The sequence below is a fragment of the Companilactobacillus sp. FL22-3 genome, from assembly GCF_054881455.1.
The window spans coordinates 185806-211001 of sequence record NZ_JBTYYZ010000001.1 but is presented as its reverse complement, the minus strand read 5'-3'; the positions used below and the strand labels follow the sequence as shown (position 1 = coordinate 211001).

The window sequence follows — 25196 nt, the reverse complement described above, 5'->3', positions numbered from 1 at the left end:
AGTTATCCAAACTTGTTCTTTATTATGTTTTGAAAATAATGCTATACTTTTCTAAATAATAGGAGGGCAATAATGGATCTAGATACAAAAAAACAGGGCGATTCTTTTCTGAAAAATCTGCTCTTAGGGTTTCAACATTTATTGGCCATGTACTCCGGGGATATTCTGATTCCAATTCTGATTGGAACTTCACTAGGGTTCAACGCCAAGGAAATGACTTATCTAATTTCAGTTGATATTTTTATGTGCGGGGTGGCTACACTCTTACAAATTAAACGCACACCTTTGACTGGTATAGGATTGCCAGTGGTTTTAGGATCAGCTGTTGAATATGTAACGCCGTTACAAAACATTGGACATCACTTTGGGATTGCCTATATGTATGGTGCCATCATTGTTGCAGGTGTCTTTATCATGTTGATTTCGAAATTATTCGCTAGTTTAAAGCGCTTCTTCCCTCCAGTCGTAACTGGATCTTTGATCACCTTGATTGGATTTACTTTAATACCGGTAGCCTTTCAAAATATCGGTGGCGGTAATGTAGCGGACAAAAGTTTAGGTAATCCTACTAATTTGATTTTAGGCTTTAGTACAGCTCTAATTATCGTTGTTATTAGTATTTGGGGTCGCGGATTTATCAAACAAATTGCCGTATTGATTGGAATCGTGATCGGATACTTAATGGGTATTGGTATGGGTGAGATTGGCTTTAAGACAGTTAGTTCGGCCCACTGGTTCCAAATACCTCAACCATTTTATTTTGCAACGCCAAAGTTTGAATGGTCGTCAATCTTGGTTATGTTACTGGCTGCTTTGACTTGTATGATCGAGTCGACTGGAGTTTATTATGCTTTAGCCGAGTTAACTGAAAAAGATTTAGATGAAAATGATTTACAAAGAGGATATGCTTCTGAAGGTTTTGCAGCTATCCTAGGTGGTATCTTCAACACCTTCCCATATTCAACTTTCTCCCAAAATGTTGCGGTTGTACAACTTTCAGGGATTAAGAAGAACAAGCCAGTTTATTTTTCAGCTTTCTTGTTGATCATCTTAGGATTGATTCCTAAGGTTGGAGCGGTGGCAGAATTGATTCCTAATGCTGTGTTAGGTGGAGCCATGTTGATTATGTTCGGTACCGTTGGTATTGAAGGAATCAAGATGCTTTCAAAGGTCGAAATGAATAATAATAATATTATGATTATGGCCGTCTCAATCAGTTTAGGCTTAGGTGTGACCGTACAGCCTACCTTATTGCACTTCTTGCCATCAGCAGTCCAAACAATTTTGAATAACGGATTAGTTGTTGGTAGTTTTTCAGCTATCTTGTTGAATTTGTTGTTAAACCCTCAAAAGAAGACAAATTAGATAGTTCAAGCTTTTTCAAGACAATTACAAAGTTTAGTCATATTTTCATCACATTTGCTACGTATACTTATCGAGAAAGTTAAGATAAGTGTACGTTTTTTTAATATAAAGGAGTGAAAAATATGACAGAATATAAATATATCAGCATTGTCGTTAACAAGTTTGATCTGCCGATGGAAATTAAATTAGCTACTCCCAATTCAAGTTTGATCGATACTAAAGTAATTGATGCGACTATCGAAAAAATTTCAGAAAAAATCAAAGAATATGATAACGTCTTTTCATTAGAGAATAGCAATTCCGTTTTAGCAAGATTTCAAGATGGTGAAGAGACTGGTTTGATGACTTCAAAAGTCTTTCGTGAGGTATACGAGCAGACAATCACGGCTGAACAGATGACTCAGCATTATTTCAGTTCATACTTCAATGGTAAATACGATCCCATTGGTTTGTTGAATGGTTGGATGATCGATCAGATTTTTAATCGCTATTTACTCTCATTACTCAGCGCAGACGGAATCGATGGCGTGTCCTTGAGATGTGGCGAGGATGTTCGCTTGGCCAGTCGTCCCAATATTGATTTTCGGTGGCGGATTGCAATTAAGGACCCTAAGAAATTAGATATCCTTTTGGCAACTTATTTCTTGCAAAATGGCGCTGTCTCGACTTCCAATGAATTGCGTAGTTTACGTAAAGAGAAGAGTAATATTGAACAAGTTACAATCGTCAGCAGTAACGCGCTGGATGCCAATATTTGGTCTTCAGCTGGAATTGCTGCTGGAACGGACAAATTTCCAGAATTTATTTCCAAATATCACTTAACTGGTATGTTGGTTGATAAGAATTTGGGAATGGAAAACTTCCGTGATGGATTTTCAAATAAAATAGCTGTTTCCAAGTGAGACATATAACGTCGTTATATGTCTCTTTTTTCACAAATTTTTTCCTAATTACTTCATAAATAATTCAAATATGCTGAATATAATCAGCCTTAAAAATAAAAGATAGAAGGACAGACCAATGATAAAAAAAGTGACTGGAGTGGCACTATCGGTTGGCGTCGCTATTGCTATGGCAATTGATGGTTATATCGTTTTCTTTAAAAACCAACAAACAAGTTCCACTTCTAATGCAGATACACAAACTACGAATAAAACAGAAAGTTCGAAAACCTCATCCTCGTCTTCATCTTCATCGACGAGTGATTCATCAACAGGAAAATATAAGGATGGAACCTATACTGGAACGGCAACTAGTACTCAATGGGGCGATGTCCAAGTTCAAATTACTATATCTGGAGGGAAACTAACCAAAATCAATGTTTTGTCTTCGCCAGATACTGAACAAAAGTCAGTCGAGATCAATGAACAAGCTTTACCAACATATAAGTCAGAAGCAATTAAAGCTCAGAGTGCTAGCATCCAACAAATTTCTGGTGCAACGGAAACGTACAAAGGATTTACCGGATCATTGCAGGATGCTTTAAATCAAGCGGAATGATGAGGTAATAATAAATGAAAAATATACAGTATCATTTTCCCAATCGAGTGATTAATCAGATGAACATTCCTTTTACAGTAAAATTAGCGACATTTGATCCGGATGAAATAGTAATGGAACAACTAGATTGGGTTACTGAAAAAATAAAAAAACGACTACATCAAATCGATATGGACTTTTCGCCTTTTCGAACGGATTCCTTAGTATCAAGGTTTCAAAGTGGCGATCGTGATCCTATTTTGGAGTCAAAAGATTTTCAATCGGTCTATGCTCAATCCGTATTGGCTGAACAAATGACCGACAGTCTGTTTACACCTTATTTTTCGGGACATTATGATCCAACTGGGTTAGTAAAAGGTTGGGCGATCGAGCAGTCATTTAACGACTATTTAAAACCACTTTTACAAGATCCGAAGATTTACGGTGTCTCATTAAATGGTGGTGGCGATATGAAATTAGCTACTCGCTCTGACAATGATTTTTGTTGGGGAATTGGCATTGAGAATCCGGAAAATTTACAGGAGATCGTGGCTGTCTATTATTTGAAAAATGGCAGCGTAGCTACTTCGGGTAATAATAAACGTGGTGAACACATAGTACGTCTTGATGACAACGATGTTAAACAAGCAACTATTATTAGTGATAGTTTGGTTAATGCTGATATATGGGCAACGACTGGTATTGCTGCTGGTCATGCAAAATTTCTTGAAATGATTGCTCAAAATGATCTTTCAGGACTGTTAGTAAATAAAGATTACACCTTGACAGGTTTCAGTAAAGGAGTGCTGGCTAATGCTCAAAAGACACCGTTATAGTTTTGGATTATTTTGGTTGATTGCAGTCTTTTTGTTGCCCCTGCCATTTATTCAAACCTTGTCAGCTGGGTTGCCGACTATTTATCAAAGCGAATACCGAGCTATTTATTATGGAACGATTGCTTACGTGTGGATGCTATTTGCAGTTTATCTGAGTACTAAACCTAAGTGGTTAGATAGGCTGATTGGGTTACCAGAGATGTACATGGTTCACGGCATGTTGAGTATCGCGGCGATAGTTTTGGCATATTTACATAAAGAAGGTGCCCCCTCAACTGGTTGGATCAAAACAACTGGAGATTGGGCATTTGATCTCTTCTTAGGATTGATGATTTATTCATTAATTTTTATGGCCGGGTGGTTGACTAACCGAGTTTCACTTCTTAAAAAGATCAAGCAGTTCTTAGAAAAATTATTTAGACACGAATTGTCCGTTTGGATTCATCGATTGAATATTGTAGCGTTGATTTTGGTATTTATTCATGTTCAATTGATCAGTTATATTACCGCAATAAAACCTTTTATTTATCTTTTTGATATAGTCAGTTTGTTAGTTCTAGTCAGTTATATTTTTAGCAAGCTAGTTCAACCATTGACGTATGAGCAAGGAATACTATCATCTAATCAAACGATCGCCAACAATATTCAGGAACTAAAAATCAGATTACCGCGTAGTTCCCATATCCAACTGTTGGCCGGTGATTATATCTTCTTGTCGTTCCCAGATTACCCTGGTTTACAAGAGATGCATCCTTTCTCAATCGCTAACGCCCCTAATAAAGAGCGAGAGATCACCTTAGCTATTCGTGGTGATGGGGATTTTACTAAATCGTTGACCCAAGTTGAAGAAAAAGCCCGCGTCAAAATTGACGGAGGCTATGGCCGATATCAAGAATTTTTAGAAGAGCAGCCAGCTAATGCCAACATTGTGATCTTAGCTGGTGGAATTGGTGTAACGCCGCTATTATCAACGATTGATGCCAACGTTGGTCGTAACATGCGTATCTTTTATACGGCTCATAAACAAGATGATCTCTTGTATTTAAATCGCTTTGAAGAGTGGCAGAAACAAAATATTGTTGACTGTCACTTGCAAGTCGGCCGATTTAAAAATGAGCAAGTTTTGAGTAATTTACCGAATGGTTGGCAGCAAAATACGATTTTTCTGATCGGCGGACCAAGTTCGATGATGCATCATTGGATTAGAGTTTTGAAAAAGCACGGAGCGGGCAATGGTCAAATTTATTTTGAAGAATTCAGTTGGTAAACTATTGTTACGATCTTATAAAGATAGTTCATCAAAGGATAGTTCTTTTTTCAAAAGTTCATCATAAAGTCTTCAAACTTCATCTTTATACTTTTAGTTGTATCAAGAAATGATATTGATAACGAGGTATAAATTAATGAAAGCAAAAAAACAATTATTATTTAAAAAAGAAATTAATCAGATGAATATGGATTTAGTAATCAAATTGGTCACTTTAAGTTCAAACGTAACGGTGATGGAACGCATAAAAGTGGCGGTAGAAGAGATGGAGGAACATCTAAAGGATATTGATACGCTATTTTCACCATTTCGGTATGATTCACTAGTCTCTAAATTTCAGCGTGGTGATCACAGTCCGTTGACTACTTCAAATGAATTCAAGTCGATTTATAATTCAGCAATTTTATCTGAACAAATGACAAATGGTATCTATCGAGCATACTTTGCCGGGCGCTTCGATCCATCAGAGGTTGTTAAGAATTGGGCAATCGAACAAGTATTTAATGATGAATTAAAGCCGCTGTTAGAAAATCCAGAAATAATTGCCATTTATTTAAGCGGTGATGGTAACAGCAGATTTGCTACAAACCAAAATGTAGACTTCAGTTGGGACATTAAGATAGCTGATACTAGTGAGGACGAGGTATTAACTACTTATTATTTAAAGAACGGTGCCATAGCTACTAAATATGATGAACGAAGCCATCAACAGGCAACGATTATTCGCAGTAGTTTAGTAGAAGCTGGAATTTGGTCTTTAGTTGGAGCCAGTGTCAGTTTTGAGGAATTCTGGCCCTTTGTTGAACATTATAATTTGACCGGAATTACGACAGATCAAGCAAATGAAGTTCAAAATTTCAACCTTGGTTCACTGATTTCTCCCGAAAAGGCATTTAACGTAACCGTAAAAAAATAAAATACAAAAAGACCCCGAAAATTCGAGGTCTTTTTGTATTTTATTTTCATATCTAATGAAACTAGATAATTATTTAGTAAATTGAGCTTGGTCATCCCAAACGTCAACCTCATCTTTGTAGCCATCAGGATTGCCACTCCAGTAGAAACCGCCATACCAAAGGCTGCGTTTGTCTTCATCAAAGCCGTTGATTTCTTTCATATCATCGGCGCTGATTTCGAAGTCATAAACATCCGCATTTTGAACGATTCTTTGTTCATGGACTGACTTAGGTATCGTTATGACACCGTTTTGCAAGTCCCAACGCAAGATCAATTGAGCAACCGATTTGTTGTATTTGTCAGCAATGGCCTTGAGTCTAGTGTCTCCTAAGACAGTACCGCCACCAAGTGGTGACCAAGCTTCAAGGTAAATATTGTTTTTGTCACAGAAGTTTTTAATATCAACTTCTTGGCAAAGTGGGTGATATTCCATTTGATTGACTGCTGGTTTAACGGAGCAGTTTTGAAGAATATCGTTCAATCTTTCGATATTGAAGTTAGATACACCAATAGCACGTGCTTTGCCCTCTTGATAGATCTTCTCTAATGCACGCCAAGTTTCTAAATAAGTGCCATCGACTGGCCAATGGATCAAGAGTAGATCAACATAGTCAGTTTGCAATCTCTTTAATTGACCTTCGAAGTTATCGAGAACTGATTGATAGCCTTGATCGCCGTTAAAGATCTTAGTAGTTAGAAAAATATCCTCACGCTTGAGACCATTTTCAGCCAAACCTTTTTGTAATCCATCACCGACACCGGCTTCGTTACCATATTGCTTGGCAGTATCAATGGCCTTATAACCATGCTTTAATGCCCATTGAACAGCTTGAGAAGCACCGGAGTTATTAACTTTCCAAACTCCCATACCTAATTGAGGCATCTTAACACCATTATTCAAAGTTACTGTTGAATCTAATTTCAAATTCATAATAATAAAACCTCCTATAAATATAATTCTAACTCAAATATAATTGTGAGACTTGGAATTAGTGTTTCCGTTTGGTATAGTTCAATTGTATACGCTATCAATCAAGATAGTTCAAGCACTTTTTAGGGGAAGGCTGATAATCATGGATGAAGATTTCATAGATGTGGACAAAGTGAAGACAAAAATTGTAAATTTAGCGGCTAATTTGCATCTTCCAAAGGGAACTGAAGCCTTTATTAGTGACATTCATGGTAATAGCGATAATTATCTCAATATTGTTCGTAGCGGGGCCGGCAATGTCAGCCGCAAAGTTGAAGAAGTTTTCAACGGTCGCTTGACGGATCTGAATCAGCAGAAGCTGGTCTGTTTGATATATTATCCAGAAGAAATATTACCACAGATTCGTCAAAATTTTGTTGATGAAGATAGTTCAAGACAGTGGTCGATGGATACGATCAATCGTTTGATTGAAGTGATGCGTTATGTAGCGGATAAATATCCACGAAACATCGTCGAAGATGCCATGGACAGTAATCTACGTGATATAGCGCGGGAATTATTCTTAGGTAATTTAGATGCTGCAGATAAGCAGTCGTACTATCGGGAAATGATCAAATCATTAGTCAATCTAAAAATGAGTGATGAGTTTATTATTGCTACCTGCCATGCTATTCAAAAACTGGCAATCGAGCGTATTCATATTTTGGGCGACCTCTATGATCGAGGCAGTCATCCGGATGGGATCATTAATCAGTTGAACGAGAGCTGGCAAAATTTTGATTTTGAATGGGGCAATCATGATGTCTTGTGGATGGGAAGTCTAGCTGGTTCCAAGTTGTGTATGTTGAATGTCGTACGCATCTGTGCTCGCTATCATAACTTGGGATTGTTGAAAAATGTCTACGGAATCGACTTAACTTCGATAGTTAAATTTGCCATGAACTCCTATCGTCCATTGCCAAATTTTGAACCTCTAGGCGATTTAACTGGAGTCAGCGATGACGAGCGCAATATCGACAATTGTGTGCAACAAGCCGCAGCCATAATGCAATTTAAGCTCGAAGGGCAGGCTATTAAGCGTAATCCAGAATTTGGAATGGAGAACCGTCTGTTATTAGATAAAATCAGTCCGGATAAAAAGAGTTTAATGTTAGACGGTAAATCGTATCCACTCAAAAATGGCTGTTTTCAGAACGTCAATCCGGCTAAGCCCTATCAGATTATCCGTGGTGAACAAAATGTCATCATCGACTTGATCAATCAATTTATTCGTTCGTCACAATTGAATGAACATATGTGGTTCATGTTTGATAATGGTTCAATGTACCATCGTCATAACGGTAATTTATTATTTCATGGCTGTGTTCCCACAGCTAAGGACGGTAGTTTTATACCAGTTAAAATTGACGGAGAGGAGTACTCTGGTAAGGCACTTTTTGACAAGGCCAGTGAGATCATTAGAGATTCGTTGAGACATCCGACAACTGGAGATTGCTTCAATTCGGATTTCATGTGGTATTTGTGGGAAGGAAAAAATTCGCCTCTGTTTGGTAAAAATAAAATGGCAACCTTTGAACGTTATTTTGTGGAAGATCAAACTTTACAAAATGAAACACCTAATCCATTTTATAAACTGAGTCAACAGGAGTCATTTGCTGACAAAATCATGGAAGAATTTTCAATCAATAGTCGTGGACATATCATTATTGGGCATACGCCAACAGGTGAAATCGAACCGATAAAAGCCAATAAGAAGATCATTGTGGTCAATGGTCTGTCGGAACTTGATTACGGTCAGCATGATATTGGTGGTTTTGCTTTACTGTTTGATTCATTTGGAATGCGCCTGGAGACTTTGAAAAAATTTGATTCTTCGAATAAGACCGTGGCAGAAATGTCAGATGTGGTGCTGGATAAGCAGATTATCGAACACTATTCTGAGCGTAGAACGGTAGCTGATACTGATTATGGAACCAAAATAAAAGAGCAGATAGAAGATCTATCTACTCAACTTGATTAATTATTTTTTGGAGAAGCCGTTTAGGCTTCTTTTTGTTTATCTTTTTTCCACTCGTCTTTATCATCATCCCAACGTTCTGATAGGGCATGCTTTGGTAAGATCAAGTTTAAAATAATACCGACTACTGTTGCAACACCGACACCAGTAAATTGGAATGAACCCATTTGTAGATAAGCATTACCAATTCCGATTACTAAGACAACAGAGGCAATCATTAGGTTGCGTTTTTCGTTAAAGTCGACTTTATTATCAACTAGGATTCTTAAACCACTGGAAGAAATGACACCGAAGAGGACAAAACTGATACCACCGATGACTGGACCAGGGATTGTTTGGATCAAAGCACTCAATTTACCAATGAAACCGAATAAGGCAGCTAAGACAGCGGCCCCGATAACAACGTAGACACTGAAGATCTTGTTAACAGCCATAACACCAATGTTTTCACCGTAAGAGGTCACAGGAGGACCACCAAGGAAGGCGGCCATGATCGAAGCAGTACCATCACCGGCTAGAGTTTTGTGAAGACCTGGGTCTCTAAAGAAGTCACGGTTGGTCAACTCGTCAAGAACCATGATATGGCCTAAATGTTCAGCCATGGTAACAAAGGCAATCGGAGCAAAACTCAGGATAGCGCCCCAATATATTTGTTTTGGCATATAATTAGCAAACATAATATCGAAGGCAGGCAGTTTGAACCAAGGGGTGGAGATAACTTTTGAAAAGTCAACGATTCCACAAAATACAGCTAGAATGTATCCACCGACAATTCCCAAAAGAATGGCGATATTACTCCAAAAACCACGAAGGTACATATTCAATAGAACTGTTAAGAATAACGTGAACATGGCGATTCCAAAGTATTTCAAGTCGTAATGTGAACCATTCATCATGGCATTGTTAGCAGCACTTCCGGCAACTGACATACCAATGACGATAATGATTGGGCCAACGACGATTGGTGGCAAAGCTTTATCGATCCAATCAGAACCGACGAAGCCGACGATCAAGGAAACAATTAGGTAGACACAACCTACGGCAATTGTACCTTGAGCAACTCCGGGATAACCAACTGTTTTCATCAGCGAAACCATAGGCACAATGAATGAGAAACTAGAACTCATGTAAGCTGGAATCTTTCGATGGGTAATTAAGATATGAATGATCGTACCGACACCGGAACTGAACAAAGCGATACTTGGATCAAGTCCGACTAGTAATGGTACTAAAACCGTTGCCCCAAACATTGAGAATAAGTGCTGTAACGATAAGAACAACCAGCTGCTCAGTGGTGGCTTTTCATAGACATCTAAAACAGCATCTGGATTTCGATAGTCTTTACTATTTGGATCCATAAGAAACATCTCCCCTGTAATTTTGCAAAAAAATAGCCCTTCATCCCGTGTATGCGAAATAAAAGACTGAACGTGTTTCCTTATTAGCCTCACGGGACCAATTTTTAAAGGACTCTATTTAATTGATTTCACTATAATTGAGTTGCAATGTATTGTCAATAATGAAATACTAATTGATATAAATAAAAGCGCTAACAGAGGAGAGTTTTATGGTTGAATTATATATTGTCAGACATGGCGAAACAGATACCAACTACGAAGGACGCATCAATGGAATGTCAACTGACAAGCCTTTGAACGCCAATGGTATCAAACAAGTTGAGGAATTGAAAAAACATATCGATATTACTAAATTCGATGAAATTTATTCAAGTCCAATGAAAAGAGCAGTTCAAACTGCTGAGATCCTAACTGATGGTGCTTTGGAAATAAAGCAAGACAAACGTTTATATGAAGCTGATTATGGTTCATGGGATGGTCTAAAGGAATCAGATTTGCATGATAAATATCCTGATGCTTTCGATGAGAATAATTATTTATTACCAGCTTACACAAAGTATGCCAAAGATGGCGAAGAATATGATCATGTCTATCAACGGGTCAATGATTTCTTGAATGATATGGCTACTAAAGGTAATGAAAAAGTCATGGTCGTATGTCATGGATTTGTCAGCCGAGCCTTTTTAAAAGTTGTGACTGAAGCCAAAGATGTTTCTAAGATTATCCAGCCAGATAACGCAGGAGTATCGAAGTTTGTTATTTCAAAGAGTGGCACAAGCTATGTTCACTATTATGGACGAGTAAACTATATCGACTAGAGGCAAATGATGGGACTAACGAACAAAGTACCAGAAAAAGATGTACAAAAAACATTTAATGCAATTGCTGGTAATTATGATCGACTCAATACGATCATGAGTCTAGGTACACATCAACAATGGCGTAAAAAAGCTACTGCTAGAATTACCGTGGGTCCGGATAAGATTTTAGATCTTTGTTGTGGGACGGCCGACTGGACGATTATGTTAGCTAAACAATTTCCCCATGCTCAAGTTATCGGAATGGATTTTAGTCAAGAAATGTTGAAACAAGCTCAAAGTAAAGTCGCTCGATCTAACGTTACTAATGTGACTTTAGAAACTGGGGATGCGATGAATTTGATCAACTATGCAGACAGCAGTTTTGATGCAGTGACGATTGGCTTTGGACTTCGTAACGTTCCCGATGCGGCAAAAGTTTTATCGGAGATTTATCGAGTCTTAAAACCAGGAGGGCAGTTCGTCTGTCTGGAAGCCTTTAAAGTTGAGACACCAGTCATAAAAAAAGGCTGGCAATTGTATTTCAATCACGTGGTACCTTTGATGGGAAAAGTCTTTGCAAAAAAGGGTAGCGAATATCAATATCTTGATGATTCCGTTAATAAATTCGTCAGTATCAAACGCTTGGCTGAGATGATGCAGATCATTGGCTTTAAGGAGATAACAGTTGACGATTTGATGTTGAAAGCTGCCGCAATTCATTCAGCTTATAAATAAGACAAAAAAAGAACACCCGGGGAAGGTGTTCTTTTAATTTTTTAGGGGATTAAATATATATGTTATAGGGGGGATGAGATGAGATTTACTTATCTCTCATCTACAAGTAATACTATACTTGATAAGTGTGAACCAAATATTTTGAAAATGTGAAGAAATTATGAATTTTGATTTCTTTCATAAAAAAGTAAATAATTTACTTTGTAGCAAGCTAACAATTTTAATTTGAGGTGAAAACCATGGCAAATATCCGTGATGTAGCAAAACTTTCTGGACATTCAGTCTCTACTGTCTCACGAGTGATCAATCATCAGAGTTATGTAGCTGACAATACGCGCAAGGATATTTTATCGGCAATGAAACAACTAGATTATCATCCCAATGACGTGGCAAGAGCCTTGAGTATTGGGAAGACTTATCAGGTTGGAGTAGTCTTGCCTTACATTGATATTCCGTACTTCCAACGCTTAGTTTCGGCCATCACCAAAGTGGCTTTTAAAGAAAATTATCAAGTGACTCTATTGCCATCGGATTATAACGAAAAAAATGAAATAAAGTATCTAGAAATGTTGAAGCACCGCTCCTTTGATGGCTTGATTTTTACTTCTAGAACCATTTCCTTTGAAAAAATTCTTGAGTATAGTCAATATGGCACAATTACTTGTTGTGAAGATACGTTCAACTATCCCATTTCCTGTGCATATACTGACCGTAGAGAATCATATATGAAAGTTTTTGACTTATTGAAGAGATTAAAATTTCAACATATCGGCGTTACACTGAGTCGTAGTGCTAAATATAGCCAATCGACTAAGCAGACTAGTTCAGCTTTTAAAGAAATATTTGGACACGAAATCCCTAAAGAGGACTTATATATGGGTGCTTCTAATTATAGCGATGGTATTAAGGCCGCTAAGTCATTATTGCAAAGCGATTCAAAAATTCAAGTGATTTTTGCCAATAGTGATCAAGTTGCCGCCGGCATTTTACAACAATTAAAATTAATGAAGGTTGATATTCCGGTTATCGGACAAGAAGATTTTGATTACAGTCGCTTATTGAACTTTTCCACTATCGATCACAAACTAACCGAAATTGGCGAATATGCCTTTTGGTCACTTTTTGCAGATGGTATCGTCAAAAAGTCAATCCCGTCAGAGTTCATTTTGAGAGGGACTTTAATAAAATAAAAAAGAATCGATCATGAATTATTAATTCACGTCGATTCTTTTTAGTCACGAGACTGTTTTAACGCAGCCTCTTTTTTAGGGGATTGAATCTGTTTTGTAGGGGAGAAAGAATAGAAGAAACAAGTTCTATCCTGGTTTTATAACGAGCGGCTTATCATAAAAAGTTGTTAGTTTAATTTAAAAATGTAAGTGTATCTTAGATACCAATAGATAAGTCTTTTTTATTATATAAATTCTTTAGTCCTTTGTAGCTAAACGCTACATCCCATGAGAGTGGAAAAATTCCACTCTGCATTTAATAGTATAGCTTATTTTTAGTCCAACTACTACTGATAGAAGTCTAAAAACATAAAAAAACACCTCGGGGAAAGGTGTTTTAATTTAGGGGATTAAATATATATGTTATAGGGGGTGAGAAAAGGGATTAGGGATATCTCTTATCTACAAGTAATATAATACTCAATATATATTAATTAATTATTTGTAAAATGTGAAGATTTTGTGAAATCCTCTGTCAAAAGTAACTAAAAACCCGGTGATTCCAATCATAGAACCATCGGGCTTTTAGAAAAAATCAACGTTCAGTTAGTCAATATCTACGTGATGACCAGATTCGACTTTGTTTTCAAGCTTTGGCAAATTGATCTTCAAAACACCTTTGTCATATGTAGCTTTAATGTTGTTTGAATCAACTGCTGGCAAGTGATATTGTCTCGTGAAACGACCACTAGAACGTTCGCTCATGATCATATCGCCGTTTTTATCGTTATGGTCATTGAAGCTATCACGGTGTCCACTGACCGTCAAAACATTATTTTCATAGTTAATATCAATATCTTTCTTATCGAAAGCTGGCATATCTACATGGACTTGATAATCTTTATCAGTTTCCTTAATATCTGTTTTTAGAGTTGAATCTTCAGGGAAATTGTTGTCAAATATTGATGGAAAACTATTCATCCAAGAATCATTGTTAAACCAATTTCTCATCAAATTGTTACGATCCATAATTTCATTTGTCATACTACGTTACTTCCTTTCCCTTCATTACAAGTATATTATAGGTCGTGAGGGAACAAGAGTTCAAGAATTTAGCACTCTTAATTGATTAGTGCTAATTATTGGAATTTGGAAATGAATAGTTTAATTCGTGTGATACAATAAATTTTATAAAAGAAGGCTAGTGAAATGACTCAATTAATTATGAAGCGGATATATGATAAGGAATTACCGACAGGCTATCGTGTTTTGGTGGATCGCTTATGGCCTCGAGGAATGTCTAAAGTTCGAGCAGATTTGGACCTTTGGGCTAAAGAAATCGCTCCCTCAGCAGATTTACGCAAGTGGTTTGGTCATGATCCCGATAAATATGAGGAGTTCAAGAGTAAATATTTAGCAGAAATTAATACGAATTCATATACACCAGAGTTTTTAACAAGCATCAAAACGGCTTTAAAGGATCAGGATGTTCTTATACTGTATAGTGCCAAAGATCAAGAACATAATGATGCCGTAGTTTTAATGGAATATCTAAAATCTAAAGTATAAAAGTTGTAGATTGGGTTGGCTAAAAATATGGAAGAATTTGACTTACAATCTTTATTATCGAGCAACGAAAAAATGTTGATTAGATTACTGCAATCTTATGCACAGACCAGCAACATTGCGGTTTTTATCTTGGGGAATGATGATCACTTGCGTGCTGGAATTTTTGGCGAATTGGCAGAAGGCAATAATTTAGTAAAGATGAACCAATTGGCTGATTTATCTAAGTTGAGTGTCAATAAATATAAATATAATATTGAATACGCTGATGCACCGTTGCGGATAGCATCCATCAATCAACGAGTTGGTAAAGTTTGTGTTGCCAAAGATATCAAAAAAGGTACGGGAGCAGAACACGTAGCAGTTATGCAACAGCTGCAAAGTCATGCCACTTTTTTGAAAATGTTAACAGAAGACTTTTCTAAAATGATCATCCAAAATCGAGGGATCGATAATTTTATTATTAAGTATTCCCTGGATGTTAATAACGCTATTGATGAATTACAAGACAATGAAGGGCATGCTTTGCAACAGATCAAAGTAATGTCGACATCTAATACTTCGATCATTTCAGCGATTGAATACATCGATAATAACTTGAATAAACGGTTAACGCTTGATCAAGTTTCGAGTAAGGTCTATTTATCAGATTACTATTTCAGTAAACTCTTTAAACGGGAAACAGGGCTGAGTTTTTCAGTTTATTTGAATGCCCGGAAGATCCAAAAAGCAATGCTCTTACTTCGAGAGTCAGAAAAAAGTATCAATGAAATTTCGGATGCTTTAGGTTTTACACGTCTAAGTTACTTTAGTCAGACTTTTAAAAAATATACCGGCATTGCGCCCACGAAGTACAGAACTGAAAATGATAAAAAGTAGTTCTAAATGAAGATTGTGGAGTGAACCCACTTAGTTTGGAGATAAACCAAACTAAGTGGTTTTTTTGTGACGAATTTACATTTGAAGGGCAACATAGAAGAGAATACAAAACATAGCGAGTAGGGCAACCTTGTGAACATAAGATGAACAATTGTTTATAAATAATATACAAAATGACTTTTTTCATGAAAACAATTGTAGTAGACTTGAGACTTAATGTAATCGTACTACGTAGTTTTAAGGAGAGAGTTTCATGAAAAATGTCTTTAAGAAGGAATCCGTCGATACATATTTGAAGGCCGACTCCAGATTGACAAAGAGTCTCGGTGCTAGAGATTTGTTGGCCCTAGGAATTGGCGCGGTAATTGGGACTGGTATTTTTATTTTGCCGGGACACGAAGCAGCTTTGCACGCTGGACCTGCAGTGACGATTGCTTTTTTGATTGCTGCCATCGTTTCTGGATTAGTAGGAATGGCGTATGCTGAATTTTCTTCAGCGATGCCAGTAGCGGGATCGGCCTATTCTTTTGGCGCAGTTATTTATGGAGAAATTGTCGGCTGGGTACTGGGCTGGGCTTTGATTCTTGAATACTTTTTGACAGTTTCAGCGGAAGCAGTTGGATTCGCATCGTATTTCAATAATAATATCCTGGGAGCTTTTGGAGTCCATATGCCCAAGTTCCTTGCAGCTGGTCCTTTGGAAGGTGGCGGTATCAACTTATCGGCAACTTTGATTGTTTTATTGATTGCTGCCATTATTTTGAAAGGCGCTAGTCTCTCTAAAAAAGTTGAAAATGTGGCTGTTTTGATCAAGGTTGCAATTATTATTCTATTTATTGTCGTTGGGGCCTTTTATATCAAAACTAGTAATTACGTTCCTTTCTATCCCAAGCAGTTTCATACTGAACCTTTTGGAATGGGTGGAATCTCAACTGCAACGGCCACAGTTTTCTTTGCTTTTGTCGGTTTTGATGCTTTAGCTGCCAATTCAGCGGAAACAATCAATCCGAAAAAAGATGTCGTACGTGGAGTTTTGGGCACAGTCGTTGTCGCAGTTATTTTATATGTCGGTTTCTCATTTGTCCTGACTGGAATCGTTAATTATAAAGATTTAAATGTTGACGATCCGGCGGCCTATGCTTTGAAGGTGGTTCATTTGGACACTTGGAATAAATTGATCACCATTGGAGCTTTAGTGGGGATTTTTACCTCACTGTTAACGATGTTCTTCGGTGGTTCGCGTTTAGTTTATGCATTAGGCCGTGATGGTTTATTGCCTGAGAAGATGGGAGAAGTTGATGAAAAGTTTTCCGTACCTCGAAACGCCATTATCGTGGCGACAGTTGTCCAAGCATTCTTTGCTGGATTAGTGCCTTTGACTGAATTGACATCTTTGATTAACGCTGGAACGTTATTAGCCTTTGTCTTCATTTCCTTTGGAATAATTCCCTTGAGAAAACGTAAGGATATACCTAATGATGGTTTCAAAATGCCTTGGTTCCCAGTCTTACCAATTTTTGCTGGGCTGGCTAGTTTGTATTTCCTATTGATGTTACCAACTATTTCCAAAATCAGTGTTGGCTTGTGGATCACGATTGGAATCATTGTCTACTTTATCTATGGTTTGAGACATTCAAAATTACAAAATAAAAAATAGCCTCTGCGGAGACTATTTTTTTTTGCTCTTAGGAGCACGATTATTATTAATTTGGTGAATTATCAAAGTTATGACTATAGCGGCAATTAAAACACCAACGAAAACTAAGTTAGGTATTTCGATATCAATTGCTGGAATAGATAAGAATAATTTGATTGAGATGAAAAGAATCAAGAAGTACGCCATACCGTTTAATTCAGGAATACGACGCATCAAGCCCATAATCATTTCGGCGATTCCTCTCATGGCTAGGATACCGATCATGCCACCAATCAGCACGATTACGGGGTTACTAGATACAGCCAATGAAGCTAGAACTGAATCAATTGAAAAGACGATATCCATCAATTCAATCGAGATAACGACTTGCCAAAAGCGGGAGATATGTAGATGACGCTCTAAAGCATTGTCCTTATGTTCTTTTTTTGTAGCGCCATTAGTCTGACGTTTTTTGGAGAAGAAGAAGTGACTCAAGAACAGATAGAAAAGATAACCTGCTCCGAGAACTTTGATCCACCAAAAATTAATTAGATAAACTCCGATTCCGATAACTAAGAACCGAAAAATATAGGCTCCTAAAAGTCCATAAAAAAGTGATTTTTCCTGTTCGACTTTCGTTGGCAACGACTGCGTTTGTGCAGCCAAGACGACAGCGTTGTCCACTGATAGCATGCATTCCATGACTACCAAAGACAGAATAACTAGCCAATCTTCCCCCGACTCGATAACGGTTGCCCAATTATGGAGATCAAAGAATGGCCCATACATATTTACAATTGCATTCAATCAATATTCCTTGCTTTCTATTTGTTTTCCTAAACTGATAATAACAGATTGCTTTTAAGATTTACACAAAAAATATGAAAAGCAAATATCCCCATATTACATGTGAAAACTCCAAAAAGTAGGATTGATGTTGGAATCGTAATCAGAAATTGTTTGTCCAATCGTTTTGATTCCGGTCTCTATCTGGCTTTGATCGACTTGAGAAATGCTTAAACGTAATAGAGAAATATTCTTTTGTAACGGTAAAAACATCCGTGAAACGTCATCAACGAGGATATTCTTTTGAGCAAGCTGTTGCGTCAAGATAGTAGAGTTGATGCCGCGAGGTAACTTGATCGAAGTGTAAAATCCGGTTTGGGGATGATTGATCGTTGCGCCATTTGGTAAGTATCGATCGGCAACGTCCAGTAAAGTGGACATTTTTTTTGCGTAGAGTTGCTTGATATTTTTTAGGTGGACTGTAAACATCCCATTTTCCATAAAAGTGGCCAAGGTGGCTTGAGAAAGAGTGGAGGTGTAAGAATCTAAATATGATTTGTACTCCAAAAAAGCTGGAATCAGCACTTCTGGAACCACGATAGCGGCGATACGTAAACTGGGCAAGAATATTTTAGAGAAACTCTTCAAGTAGATAACCCGACCATTTGGAGAATCTGAGAAGAGTGGGTCACGTTTAGAGATTTGATCAATATCACCCAAATAATCGTCCTCAACCAAGTAGACATCGTATTTTTCAGCTAAATTTAACAGTTTTTGTTTTTCCTTTTTTGAATAGGAGTGTCCTAATGGATTTTGGAACCGACTCATAAGGTAGAAAAATTTTATTTCGTCATTTTTAAAGATTGATTCCAGACGTTTGAAATCAATTTCGTCGTTACTGATATCGATTCCGAGGATCTTACGGTTCGTTAGTTTAGCCGCGTGCAATATCCCGGAATAAGTCGGTTGTTCAACTAAGATATTTTCACGACCATTAGGAAAGGGCATATTCAGCAAAATATTGACAGCTTGTTGCGCACCCGAAGTTATGATCAGACGATCTAAAGATGTGAAGACTTGTTGAGTTTGCAAATAACGTTGAACTTGTTGCCGTAGCGATAATAAGCCTGTGGGTTCACCATAAGAAAGAATCTCCTTGGGATGATTAGCAATAATTTGATTGTAGCAGTGAGCGAGATTGGCAAAACTAAAGAATGATAAGTCAGGGCCAGCAGTTAGAAAGTCGATTTTTTGAGTTGGTTTCGCTGGTTCAAAGGAATTTTCAGTTACAAAGAAGCCCTTTTGAGGGATCGAGTAAATTAAATGTTCGCTTTCTAAAGCCGCTAAGGCTTTGATCACAGTGGTCTTACTGACAGAAAATTGTTGAGCTAAACGCCTAATTGATGGGACTTGATCGCCAGCTAATAGTTCTTGGTTGATAATTCGTCTTTTAATAGATTCTTGGATAGTTTGGTATTTCATCACAATTCCTCTCAAGTGTACTGGTACAGTTGTCGATTTCCCGTGTTTACAATTGTAGCATGTCTTCATAATATGAGAACTACCAAGAGGTTTTTGACCAGAAATTGAAGGGAGATTTTTTAAGATGAAAGTTACAGGAACAGAAGTTGTTAAACGGGGAATGGCGCAGATGCAAAAAGGTGGCGTAATTATGGACGTTGCCAATGTTGAACAAGCTAAAGTTGCCGAAGCTGCAGGAGCAGTAGCAGTAATGGCTTTGGAAAAGGTACCTTCTGATATTAGAGCTGAAGGTGGTGTGGCTAGAATGTCTGATCCAGCCATGGTCGAGGAAATTATGGGAGCTGTTTCGATTCCTGTAATGGCTAAATGCCGAATTGGCCACTTTGCGGAAGCTCGTATTTTGGAAAGCTTAGGTGTGGATTATATTGATGAAAGTGAAGTTTTGACGCCAGCTGATGATAATTATCATATTGACAAACAAGATTTCACGGTACCATTTGTCTGTGGTTGCCGAGATTTAGGTGAAGCTTTACGTCGAATCGGTGAGGGAGCTTCAATGCTTAGAACTAAAGGCGAACCTGGTACTGGCGATATCATTGAAGCCGTCCGTCACATGCAAAAGGTTAATCAACAAATTCGTCAGATTGCCAGTGAGAGACCGGAAAATCTGATGGCGATTGCCCGTGATCTGCGTGCTCCTTATGAATTAGTTCAAGAGGTTCATGAGCAAGGTAAATTGCCAGTAGTCAACTTCGCAGCCGGTGGGGTTTCAACTCCAGCTGATGCGGCATTAATGATGAATTTAGGTGCTGATGGAATCTTCGTTGGGTCCGGAATCTTTAAATCAGAAAATCCTGAAAAGTTTGCTAGAGCAATAGTTTCAGCCACGGCACATCCAACCGACTATCATTTGATTGCCGAAGTTTCAAAGAATCTAGGTAATCCGATGAAAGGAATCGACGTTTCAACCTTAGCTGATGTAGAGAAAATGGCTCCTAGAGGCATGGAATAGGAAGTGAATCAGATGATTATTGGTATCTTAGATTTGCAAGGGGCGGTAGCTGAACACCAACAGATGTTAAAGCAATGCCAAGTCGCAAGTAGATTAGTAAAAACTCCCGCTGATTTAAAAGATTTAGCAGGTTTGATTATTCCTGGCGGCGAAAGTACTGCCATCAAAAAATTATTGATTCGAGAAAATATGTTGGAGCCACTAAAAGCAATGGTAGCGGCTGGCTTTCCTGTTTTTGGTACATGTGCTGGCCTAGTTTTATTGACGCAAACTGAAAGCTTAGCTGGTTTTGATGGCGAGGTCGTTCGAAATGGTTTCGGTCGGCAAAAGGATAGCTTTGAAGAAGATTTGACTGTTTTAGGTTTTGATTCTCCCTTTGTAGGTATTTTTATCCGTGCGCCATACTTAAAGAGCGTCGGTTCCAAGAGTCAAGTTCTGGCCAAGACCGATGATGGACGGATCGTTGCGGCTATTCAAGACAATCTCTTAGTCACAGCCTTTCATCCGGAATTGACTGCCGATACTAGATTCCATCAGTTATTCATTCAAGCATGCGTTAAATAGATTAATAATATCAAAATAAAAAAGATTCGAATCTGACTTGAAAATCAGATGTCGAATCTTTTTTTGATTAATATCTAGGCAGTAGGTACGAATGTTGTATAAATCAACCAAATATTTAGAATAGTCAAGATAACTGCAACGGCGTAACCGATATATTTGACCCAGTTATTATTGGTAAATTCACCCATTAGTTCTTTATTACTTGTGAACTTGATCAATGGGAAAATTGAGAATGGTAAAGCGACACTCAAGAATACTTGTGAGAAAGTCAATAGAGATTCAATCTTAGCTTCGTTACCATGATAGATAATAGCGAAGGTAATAACTGGAATAATTGACATCAAACGAGTGATTACTCGACGTGCCCAGAGTTTCATCTTCATGTGGACGAAACCTTCCATAACGATCTGACCAGATAATGTACCAGTAATAGTTGAATTTTGACCAGAAGCTAGTAAGGCAATGGCGAACAAAATACTCAAGACAGGACTGGCAACAGCGCCGGCAACTTTTGGATCTTGCAAAGCATTGAACAAGTCAACGAAACGACCTAATTCACTATTTGTTCCATAGAATAAAGCAGCACCAAGAAGTAGTAACAAGACATTGACTACAAAGGCTAATGTCAATTGAATGTTAGAATCCCAAGTTGAGAAACGAACGGCTTGATGAACACTCTTAGGATCTTCACGGTCGTATTTTCTCGCTTGTGAGATGGAAGAATGCAAGTACAAGTTATGTGGCATAACCGTAGCACCAACAATACCTAATGATAGGTACAACATACTTTGATTTTGTAAAATCTTAGGGTCTGGTACAAAGCCGACAACCATTTGACCCATATCAGGTTTAGCTAAAATAACTTCGTATAAGAAGACGAACAAAATAACCATGATCAAGGTAGCAACGATTGCTTCGATTTTTCTAAAGCCAAGTTTCATCAAGACTAATAGTAAAAGCACATCGAAGGCCGTGATGATAACACCCCAGAGTACTGGAATGCCGAAAAGCAATTTTAGAGCAATCGCGGAACCGATAATTTCAGCAATATCAGTTGCCATAATCGCTAACTCGGTGATGATCCAGAGAATGAATCCACCAAATTTTGTAGTTCTATCTCTAGTTAACTGTGCTAAATCTCTTCCGGTCACAATTCCTAGTTTAGCTGACATGTATTGTAGTAACATCGCAATTAAACTAGAAATTAAGACTACGGATAGAAGTTTATATTTAAATTGGGCACCACCAGCAATGGAAGTTACCCAGTTACCTGGATCCATATAACCTACGGCGACTAAGGCACCTGGACCACTATATGCTAACAGAGTTTTAAAGAAACCGGCGTCTTTTGGTACTTCGACAGAATCGTTAATTTCCTCCAGGGAAGGGCCGTTAGCATAATGAATTAAACTCTCGTGTTTTTTATTTTTATCACTCAAATTTTTATCCCCCTTTTTCCATGACATATAATAACACTTTAAAAATCGTTTTAATACACTTTAAATAAAATAATTAAGCTCACCTAAAAATGTAAACGTTATTTTTTAACTCCAACATGTATTCAGCTAAAAGAAATGATTTAGCACGGTTAAAAGTGATTTATCTGTCTAGAAAAAGCTTGCTTTCATGAATTTACTATCTAAGTACGATACAATATAGGTAGTAGATGGGTTTGAAATCGATCGTGACATGATTATAATGACTAGAAAAGGGATAAAGTTAAAATGAGTGTAATATTGTTAATAGTTGATGTGATCTTTTTCCTAGGGGCAGCCTTTAATGTTTATTGGCAGTCACAAATCGAGATAAGATCAATATATAAAGTTTCATCATTAATCTTTGCAACCTTTATTGGTGCATGGCTGTTAGTATCGCCAACCAGTCAATTATCGTATATCGTGATGGTAGCATTGTTTATGCTCTTAACTATCATGAATGGTGTCGGTGGCGTCGGCGAAAAGAGGATCGTCTTGAACGGTTTCTATTCTGGTGTTTTGGATTATGCTCAAGTGGTTCATGTAACTTTGATTCCAATTGAAGTAGAAGGACGCAAACCAAAAGTAGCAGTAATCTTTAATACCAAGCGACCACAACAAGTGGAAATGAATTTTAATATTTCCTATAAAGATATGGAGAAGTATTTGCAAAAGAAATTATCCAATGATGCTTCAGTTGAAGTGGGACAAATATAAATTAAAATAACATCATTTTGAAAAAAGGTAGTATTAACTGATTATTTACAGTTAGTACTACCTCTTTTATTTGATTTTACAAACAATATTAAGCAATTAACATAAGTAAGAACCAGATGCTAGATAGCTGTCTTTTTTTTCGTACTAATATCCATATGAAATATACGATAGTTTAATTAGTTCGCCTAATTATCGGCTTGACTCTTGGATAAAATGATATGGTTTTTTGTCACCACGTTAGAAAGAGCAATATTCATTCTACTTAGAATATAGGGTACTGAAGATTCTTGTTTTTCTAATTCATCTTTATGAGCAATTAGAACTTTGCGAAGGGCATTATCTTCTGGTGTATCATTCAATACATTATTGATGATTGATATTGCCGCCTGGGCACGATCTGAACCGCCAGAGAACCACTTGATTGTTATTATTTCCTCCTTATAAGTTAGCACCCCAGAGATTGTTACCAAGATCATTATATGAGAAGGCTTTTCTCCAAGATACCTTTTCTTGATCATTTAACTTAATATTTTCAGATAGTTTAATCACTGGAGCTTTATTGAAGAAATACTGTAAACAACCAGTGAAGGCTACACCTTCACTTTTTTTGAGTTCGATAAGAGTTTCATTGACGAAATTGGCCGTTTCAGTACCACGATATCTTTTTTCTAGTTCAAGACTTAAATCGGTGAATGAATTGATAATACTAGTTTTGTCTACCATTGTTATTTCCTCCTATTTGTAATTAATATTACATGTTGAGATGGTTTCTAAGTAGAAAATATCTTCAATATGGGGTATATGTATCCTCAATGGGGTGAATATAAGCCTTTCAAGACTTAATACTATTAATTAAATTACTATAGTCGCCAGGTGTAAAAGGCAAGATATGTTTTATGAGGAAACTTGTCGTTCTAATACTTTTATTAAGAAAGAATATTTTCTACTAGAGTATCAACAATTTACTGAACCGTAATACTGATAACCCCCCTTGAATGATTGGTATTTAGTAATGAATTGCTTTGCAGTAAATGATTAAGAGTACTGTAAAGCAATTGAAGAACTAATTTTAAATATAAACCTAAGAATTTATGATAAAGAATTTTTAAATAAATAATTATAGTTGGAATTTTTTCGAAATAAAACAATTTTTTGACTTTGAAATCAAAGGGATATATATTAAAGATAATTTCAGGAGGATGTTTAAACATGTGGTATCTGATCATATAAGCCAATGAAAAGAAACGAAGTAACGATAACTATGATGAGAGCATTCTTTCCCGGTTTGCTAGGTGTAGGTTCAAATGAGAACACGGGAGATGCTGCAAAAGAATCAATGGGTGAACAATTAGAACGATTTGCTTTGTACAAAAGTACTGCTAGAACTTTAGATCATCTGACCGCATTTGAATTTCTAAAGATGAAAAATGAGACTGTGCTATATAAGTATGTGAGAATGGCTAATAATGACAGACAATTTTTAGATTCAACTGGAGCTGGATCGGGAAGTTTTTCCACGTATGCAATTGAACATGGATTTCTTGAATTTGTAGAGCGTCAAAGTTTTGTTTACACTTTTTTAACAAAGAATTCTGGACAGTGTATTGATGAAAAAATTGTAAAACGAACCGATGTTGATTATCAAAGTCTTTTAAGGGACTATGACTCAGTTAGTTTTAGGGGCGGACAGAAATTTATTAGTAGCCATCAATAAATCTTATGGTGAAGCTCTTGAAGGATATAGTAGTCCGAATGATTTGAAAAAACTAGAAACAGATAACGCCAGTGGTCAACAATATAGTCAAAGATTTTATTCAAGCATGAATGCTCCAGCCTTATATAACACTTATGAGTTTTTAATAAATAGTAATAATCATTTGGAAGATTATCACTATTTAAATCATGTACAACAATATTCTATCGGACAAGAAATACATAACTTTGCAAGTTTTTTTGATTGTAAAGTGTTCCTGATAATGCTGAAGAATAATAGAATTGAAAATACGATAAAAACAATAAAAATGTTCTCTCCTGAAATGTATCCGCATATAAATAATGAGTTAATAAAACCTGAAGATTTTAAAATATCTTTTTTTTAAAGATTCTAATCAAAAATTTCCCAATGCAGGTAAATATTTGCCATTTCCCTAGATAAGGAGACTAAT

Annotated in this window: 26 protein-coding genes; 18 read left to right on the top strand and 8 right to left on the bottom strand. The window is 37.0% G+C overall.

Features of this window, described 5'->3' with window-relative positions; genetic code table 11:
• Positions 1-72: 72 nt before the first annotated feature.
• The 6 genes from ACYT32_RS00980 to ACYT32_RS00955 all read left to right on the top strand — a co-directional run bounded on the left by ACYT32_RS00980 (position 73) and on the right by ACYT32_RS00955 (position 5863).
• Entirely contained in the window at positions 73-1365 is a 1293-nt protein-coding gene (locus ACYT32_RS00980) for a nucleobase:cation symporter-2 family protein (protein WP_395264072.1), read from the top strand.
• 122 nt (positions 1366-1487) lie between these two features.
• Positions 1488-2267: an FAD:protein FMN transferase gene (locus ACYT32_RS00975; RefSeq protein ID WP_395264071.1), complete on the top strand. Its 780-nt coding sequence runs from the start codon at positions 1488-1490 to the stop codon at positions 2265-2267.
• Between the two features lie 118 nt (positions 2268-2385).
• Positions 2386-2865, top strand: coding sequence for an FMN-binding protein (locus tag ACYT32_RS00970; protein ID WP_395264070.1), 480 nt, complete (start codon positions 2386-2388; stop codon positions 2863-2865).
• A 14-nt stretch (positions 2866-2879) separates the two neighbouring features.
• A complete protein-coding gene (locus tag ACYT32_RS00965) occupies positions 2880-3680 on the top strand; it encodes an FAD:protein FMN transferase (protein WP_395264069.1) in 801 nt (266 codons plus the stop codon).
• Positions 3658-4947 (top strand): FAD-binding oxidoreductase, encoded by a 1290-nt coding sequence (locus tag ACYT32_RS00960; RefSeq protein WP_395264068.1) that lies wholly within the window; start codon positions 3658-3660, stop codon positions 4945-4947. Before ACYT32_RS00965 ends, ACYT32_RS00960 begins: the two co-directional genes overlap by 23 nt.
• A 136-nt stretch (positions 4948-5083) precedes the next feature.
• Complete coding sequence (locus ACYT32_RS00955; RefSeq protein WP_395264067.1) at positions 5084-5863, top strand: hypothetical protein; 780 nt, start codon at positions 5084-5086, stop codon at positions 5861-5863.
• A gap of 69 nt (positions 5864-5932) precedes the next feature.
• Here ACYT32_RS00955 and ACYT32_RS00950 read toward each other — a convergent pair whose 3' ends face one another.
• Positions 5933-6835: an aldo/keto reductase gene (locus ACYT32_RS00950; protein WP_395264066.1), complete on the bottom strand. Its 903-nt coding sequence runs from the start codon at positions 6833-6835 to the stop codon at positions 5933-5935.
• 142 nt (positions 6836-6977) lie between these two features.
• On the opposite strand from ACYT32_RS00950, the gene ACYT32_RS00945 reads away from it, so the two are divergent.
• Positions 6978-8855 (top strand): fructose-bisphosphatase class III, encoded by a 1878-nt coding sequence (locus tag ACYT32_RS00945; protein ID WP_395264065.1) that lies wholly within the window; start codon positions 6978-6980, stop codon positions 8853-8855.
• A 20-nt stretch (positions 8856-8875) separates the two neighbouring features.
• On the opposite strand, the gene ACYT32_RS00940 is transcribed toward ACYT32_RS00945, so the two are convergent.
• Positions 8876-10210 carry a uracil-xanthine permease family protein gene (locus ACYT32_RS00940; RefSeq protein WP_395264064.1) on the bottom strand — a complete coding sequence of 445 codons (1335 nt, stop codon included), beginning with the start codon at positions 10208-10210 and terminating at the stop codon, positions 8876-8878.
• Positions 10211-10419: 209 nt separating this feature from the next.
• Between ACYT32_RS00940 and ACYT32_RS00935 the strand changes: the two genes are divergently transcribed.
• From ACYT32_RS00935 to ACYT32_RS00925, 3 genes are all read left to right on the top strand, one after another.
• Entirely contained in the window at positions 10420-11028 is a 609-nt protein-coding gene (locus tag ACYT32_RS00935) for a histidine phosphatase family protein (protein WP_395264063.1), read from the top strand.
• Positions 11029-11037: 9 nt separating this feature from the next.
• Positions 11038-11745 (top strand): bifunctional demethylmenaquinone methyltransferase/2-methoxy-6-polyprenyl-1,4-benzoquinol methylase UbiE, encoded by a 708-nt coding sequence (gene ubiE / locus ACYT32_RS00930; protein ID WP_395264169.1) that lies wholly within the window; start codon positions 11038-11040, stop codon positions 11743-11745.
• Positions 11746-11984: 239 nt separating this feature from the next.
• Positions 11985-12935: a LacI family DNA-binding transcriptional regulator gene (locus ACYT32_RS00925; protein WP_395264062.1), complete on the top strand. Its 951-nt coding sequence runs from the start codon at positions 11985-11987 to the stop codon at positions 12933-12935.
• A gap of 585 nt (positions 12936-13520) precedes the next feature.
• On the opposite strand, the gene ACYT32_RS00920 is transcribed toward ACYT32_RS00925, so the two are convergent.
• Complete coding sequence (locus tag ACYT32_RS00920; protein WP_395264060.1) at positions 13521-13958, bottom strand: Hsp20/alpha crystallin family protein; 438 nt, start codon at positions 13956-13958, stop codon at positions 13521-13523.
• A gap of 165 nt (positions 13959-14123) precedes the next feature.
• On the opposite strand from ACYT32_RS00920, the gene ACYT32_RS00915 reads away from it, so the two are divergent.
• The 3 genes from ACYT32_RS00915 (at position 14124) to ACYT32_RS00905 (ending at position 17016) form a co-directional block, all read left to right on the top strand.
• Positions 14124-14483, top strand: a complete 360-nt coding sequence (locus ACYT32_RS00915) for a DUF488 domain-containing protein (RefSeq protein WP_395264059.1) — start codon at positions 14124-14126, stop codon at positions 14481-14483.
• A 27-nt stretch (positions 14484-14510) separates the two neighbouring features.
• On the top strand, positions 14511-15359 hold the full coding sequence (locus tag ACYT32_RS00910) for a helix-turn-helix transcriptional regulator (protein WP_395264058.1): 849 nt from the start codon (positions 14511-14513) through the stop codon (positions 15357-15359).
• Between the two features lie 253 nt (positions 15360-15612).
• Entirely contained in the window at positions 15613-17016 is a 1404-nt protein-coding gene (locus tag ACYT32_RS00905) for an APC family permease (protein ID WP_395264057.1), read from the top strand.
• Positions 17017-17028: 12 nt separating this feature from the next.
• Here ACYT32_RS00905 and ACYT32_RS00900 read toward each other — a convergent pair whose 3' ends face one another.
• Both ACYT32_RS00900 and ACYT32_RS00895 read right to left on the bottom strand, forming a co-directional pair.
• Positions 17029-17802, bottom strand: coding sequence for a TerC family protein (locus ACYT32_RS00900; protein WP_395264056.1), 774 nt, complete (start codon positions 17800-17802; stop codon positions 17029-17031).
• Positions 17803-17898: 96 nt separating this feature from the next.
• Positions 17899-19263, bottom strand: a complete 1365-nt coding sequence (locus tag ACYT32_RS00895) for an aminotransferase-like domain-containing protein (protein WP_395264055.1) — start codon at positions 19261-19263, stop codon at positions 17899-17901.
• Between the two features lie 124 nt (positions 19264-19387).
• Between ACYT32_RS00895 and pdxS the strand changes: the two genes are divergently transcribed.
• Both pdxS and pdxT read left to right on the top strand, forming a co-directional pair.
• Positions 19388-20275 carry a pyridoxal 5'-phosphate synthase lyase subunit PdxS gene (gene pdxS, locus ACYT32_RS00890; RefSeq protein ID WP_395264054.1) on the top strand — a complete coding sequence of 296 codons (888 nt, stop codon included), beginning with the start codon at positions 19388-19390 and terminating at the stop codon, positions 20273-20275.
• Between the two features lie 12 nt (positions 20276-20287).
• Complete coding sequence (pdxT, locus tag ACYT32_RS00885; RefSeq protein WP_395264053.1) at positions 20288-20839, top strand: pyridoxal 5'-phosphate synthase glutaminase subunit PdxT; 552 nt, start codon at positions 20288-20290, stop codon at positions 20837-20839.
• 74 nt (positions 20840-20913) lie between these two features.
• Here pdxT and ACYT32_RS00880 read toward each other — a convergent pair whose 3' ends face one another.
• Positions 20914-22305 carry an Nramp family divalent metal transporter gene (locus ACYT32_RS00880; RefSeq protein WP_395264052.1) on the bottom strand — a complete coding sequence of 464 codons (1392 nt, stop codon included), beginning with the start codon at positions 22303-22305 and terminating at the stop codon, positions 20914-20916.
• A gap of 258 nt (positions 22306-22563) precedes the next feature.
• Between ACYT32_RS00880 and ACYT32_RS00875 the strand changes: the two genes are divergently transcribed.
• Positions 22564-23031 carry a hypothetical protein gene (locus tag ACYT32_RS00875; RefSeq protein WP_395264051.1) on the top strand — a complete coding sequence of 156 codons (468 nt, stop codon included), beginning with the start codon at positions 22564-22566 and terminating at the stop codon, positions 23029-23031.
• Positions 23032-23216: 185 nt separating this feature from the next.
• Here the strand turns inward: ACYT32_RS00875 and ACYT32_RS00870 are convergent, their stop codons facing one another.
• Positions 23217-23507, bottom strand: coding sequence for a bacteriocin immunity protein (locus tag ACYT32_RS00870; RefSeq protein ID WP_395264050.1), 291 nt, complete (start codon positions 23505-23507; stop codon positions 23217-23219).
• Positions 23470-23754: a hypothetical protein gene (locus ACYT32_RS00865; protein WP_395264049.1), complete on the bottom strand. Its 285-nt coding sequence runs from the start codon at positions 23752-23754 to the stop codon at positions 23470-23472. Before ACYT32_RS00865 ends, ACYT32_RS00870 begins: the two co-directional genes overlap by 38 nt.
• A gap of 538 nt (positions 23755-24292) precedes the next feature.
• Here ACYT32_RS00865 and ACYT32_RS00860 point away from each other — a divergent pair.
• Entirely contained in the window at positions 24293-24745 is a 453-nt protein-coding gene (locus ACYT32_RS00860; protein ID WP_461793341.1) for a hypothetical protein, read from the top strand.
• Entirely contained in the window at positions 24693-25130 is a 438-nt protein-coding gene (locus ACYT32_RS00855) for a hypothetical protein (RefSeq protein WP_395264047.1), read from the top strand. The genes ACYT32_RS00860 and ACYT32_RS00855 overlap by 53 nt, the downstream gene beginning before the upstream one ends.
• The last annotated feature ends 66 nt before the right edge of the window (positions 25131-25196 follow it).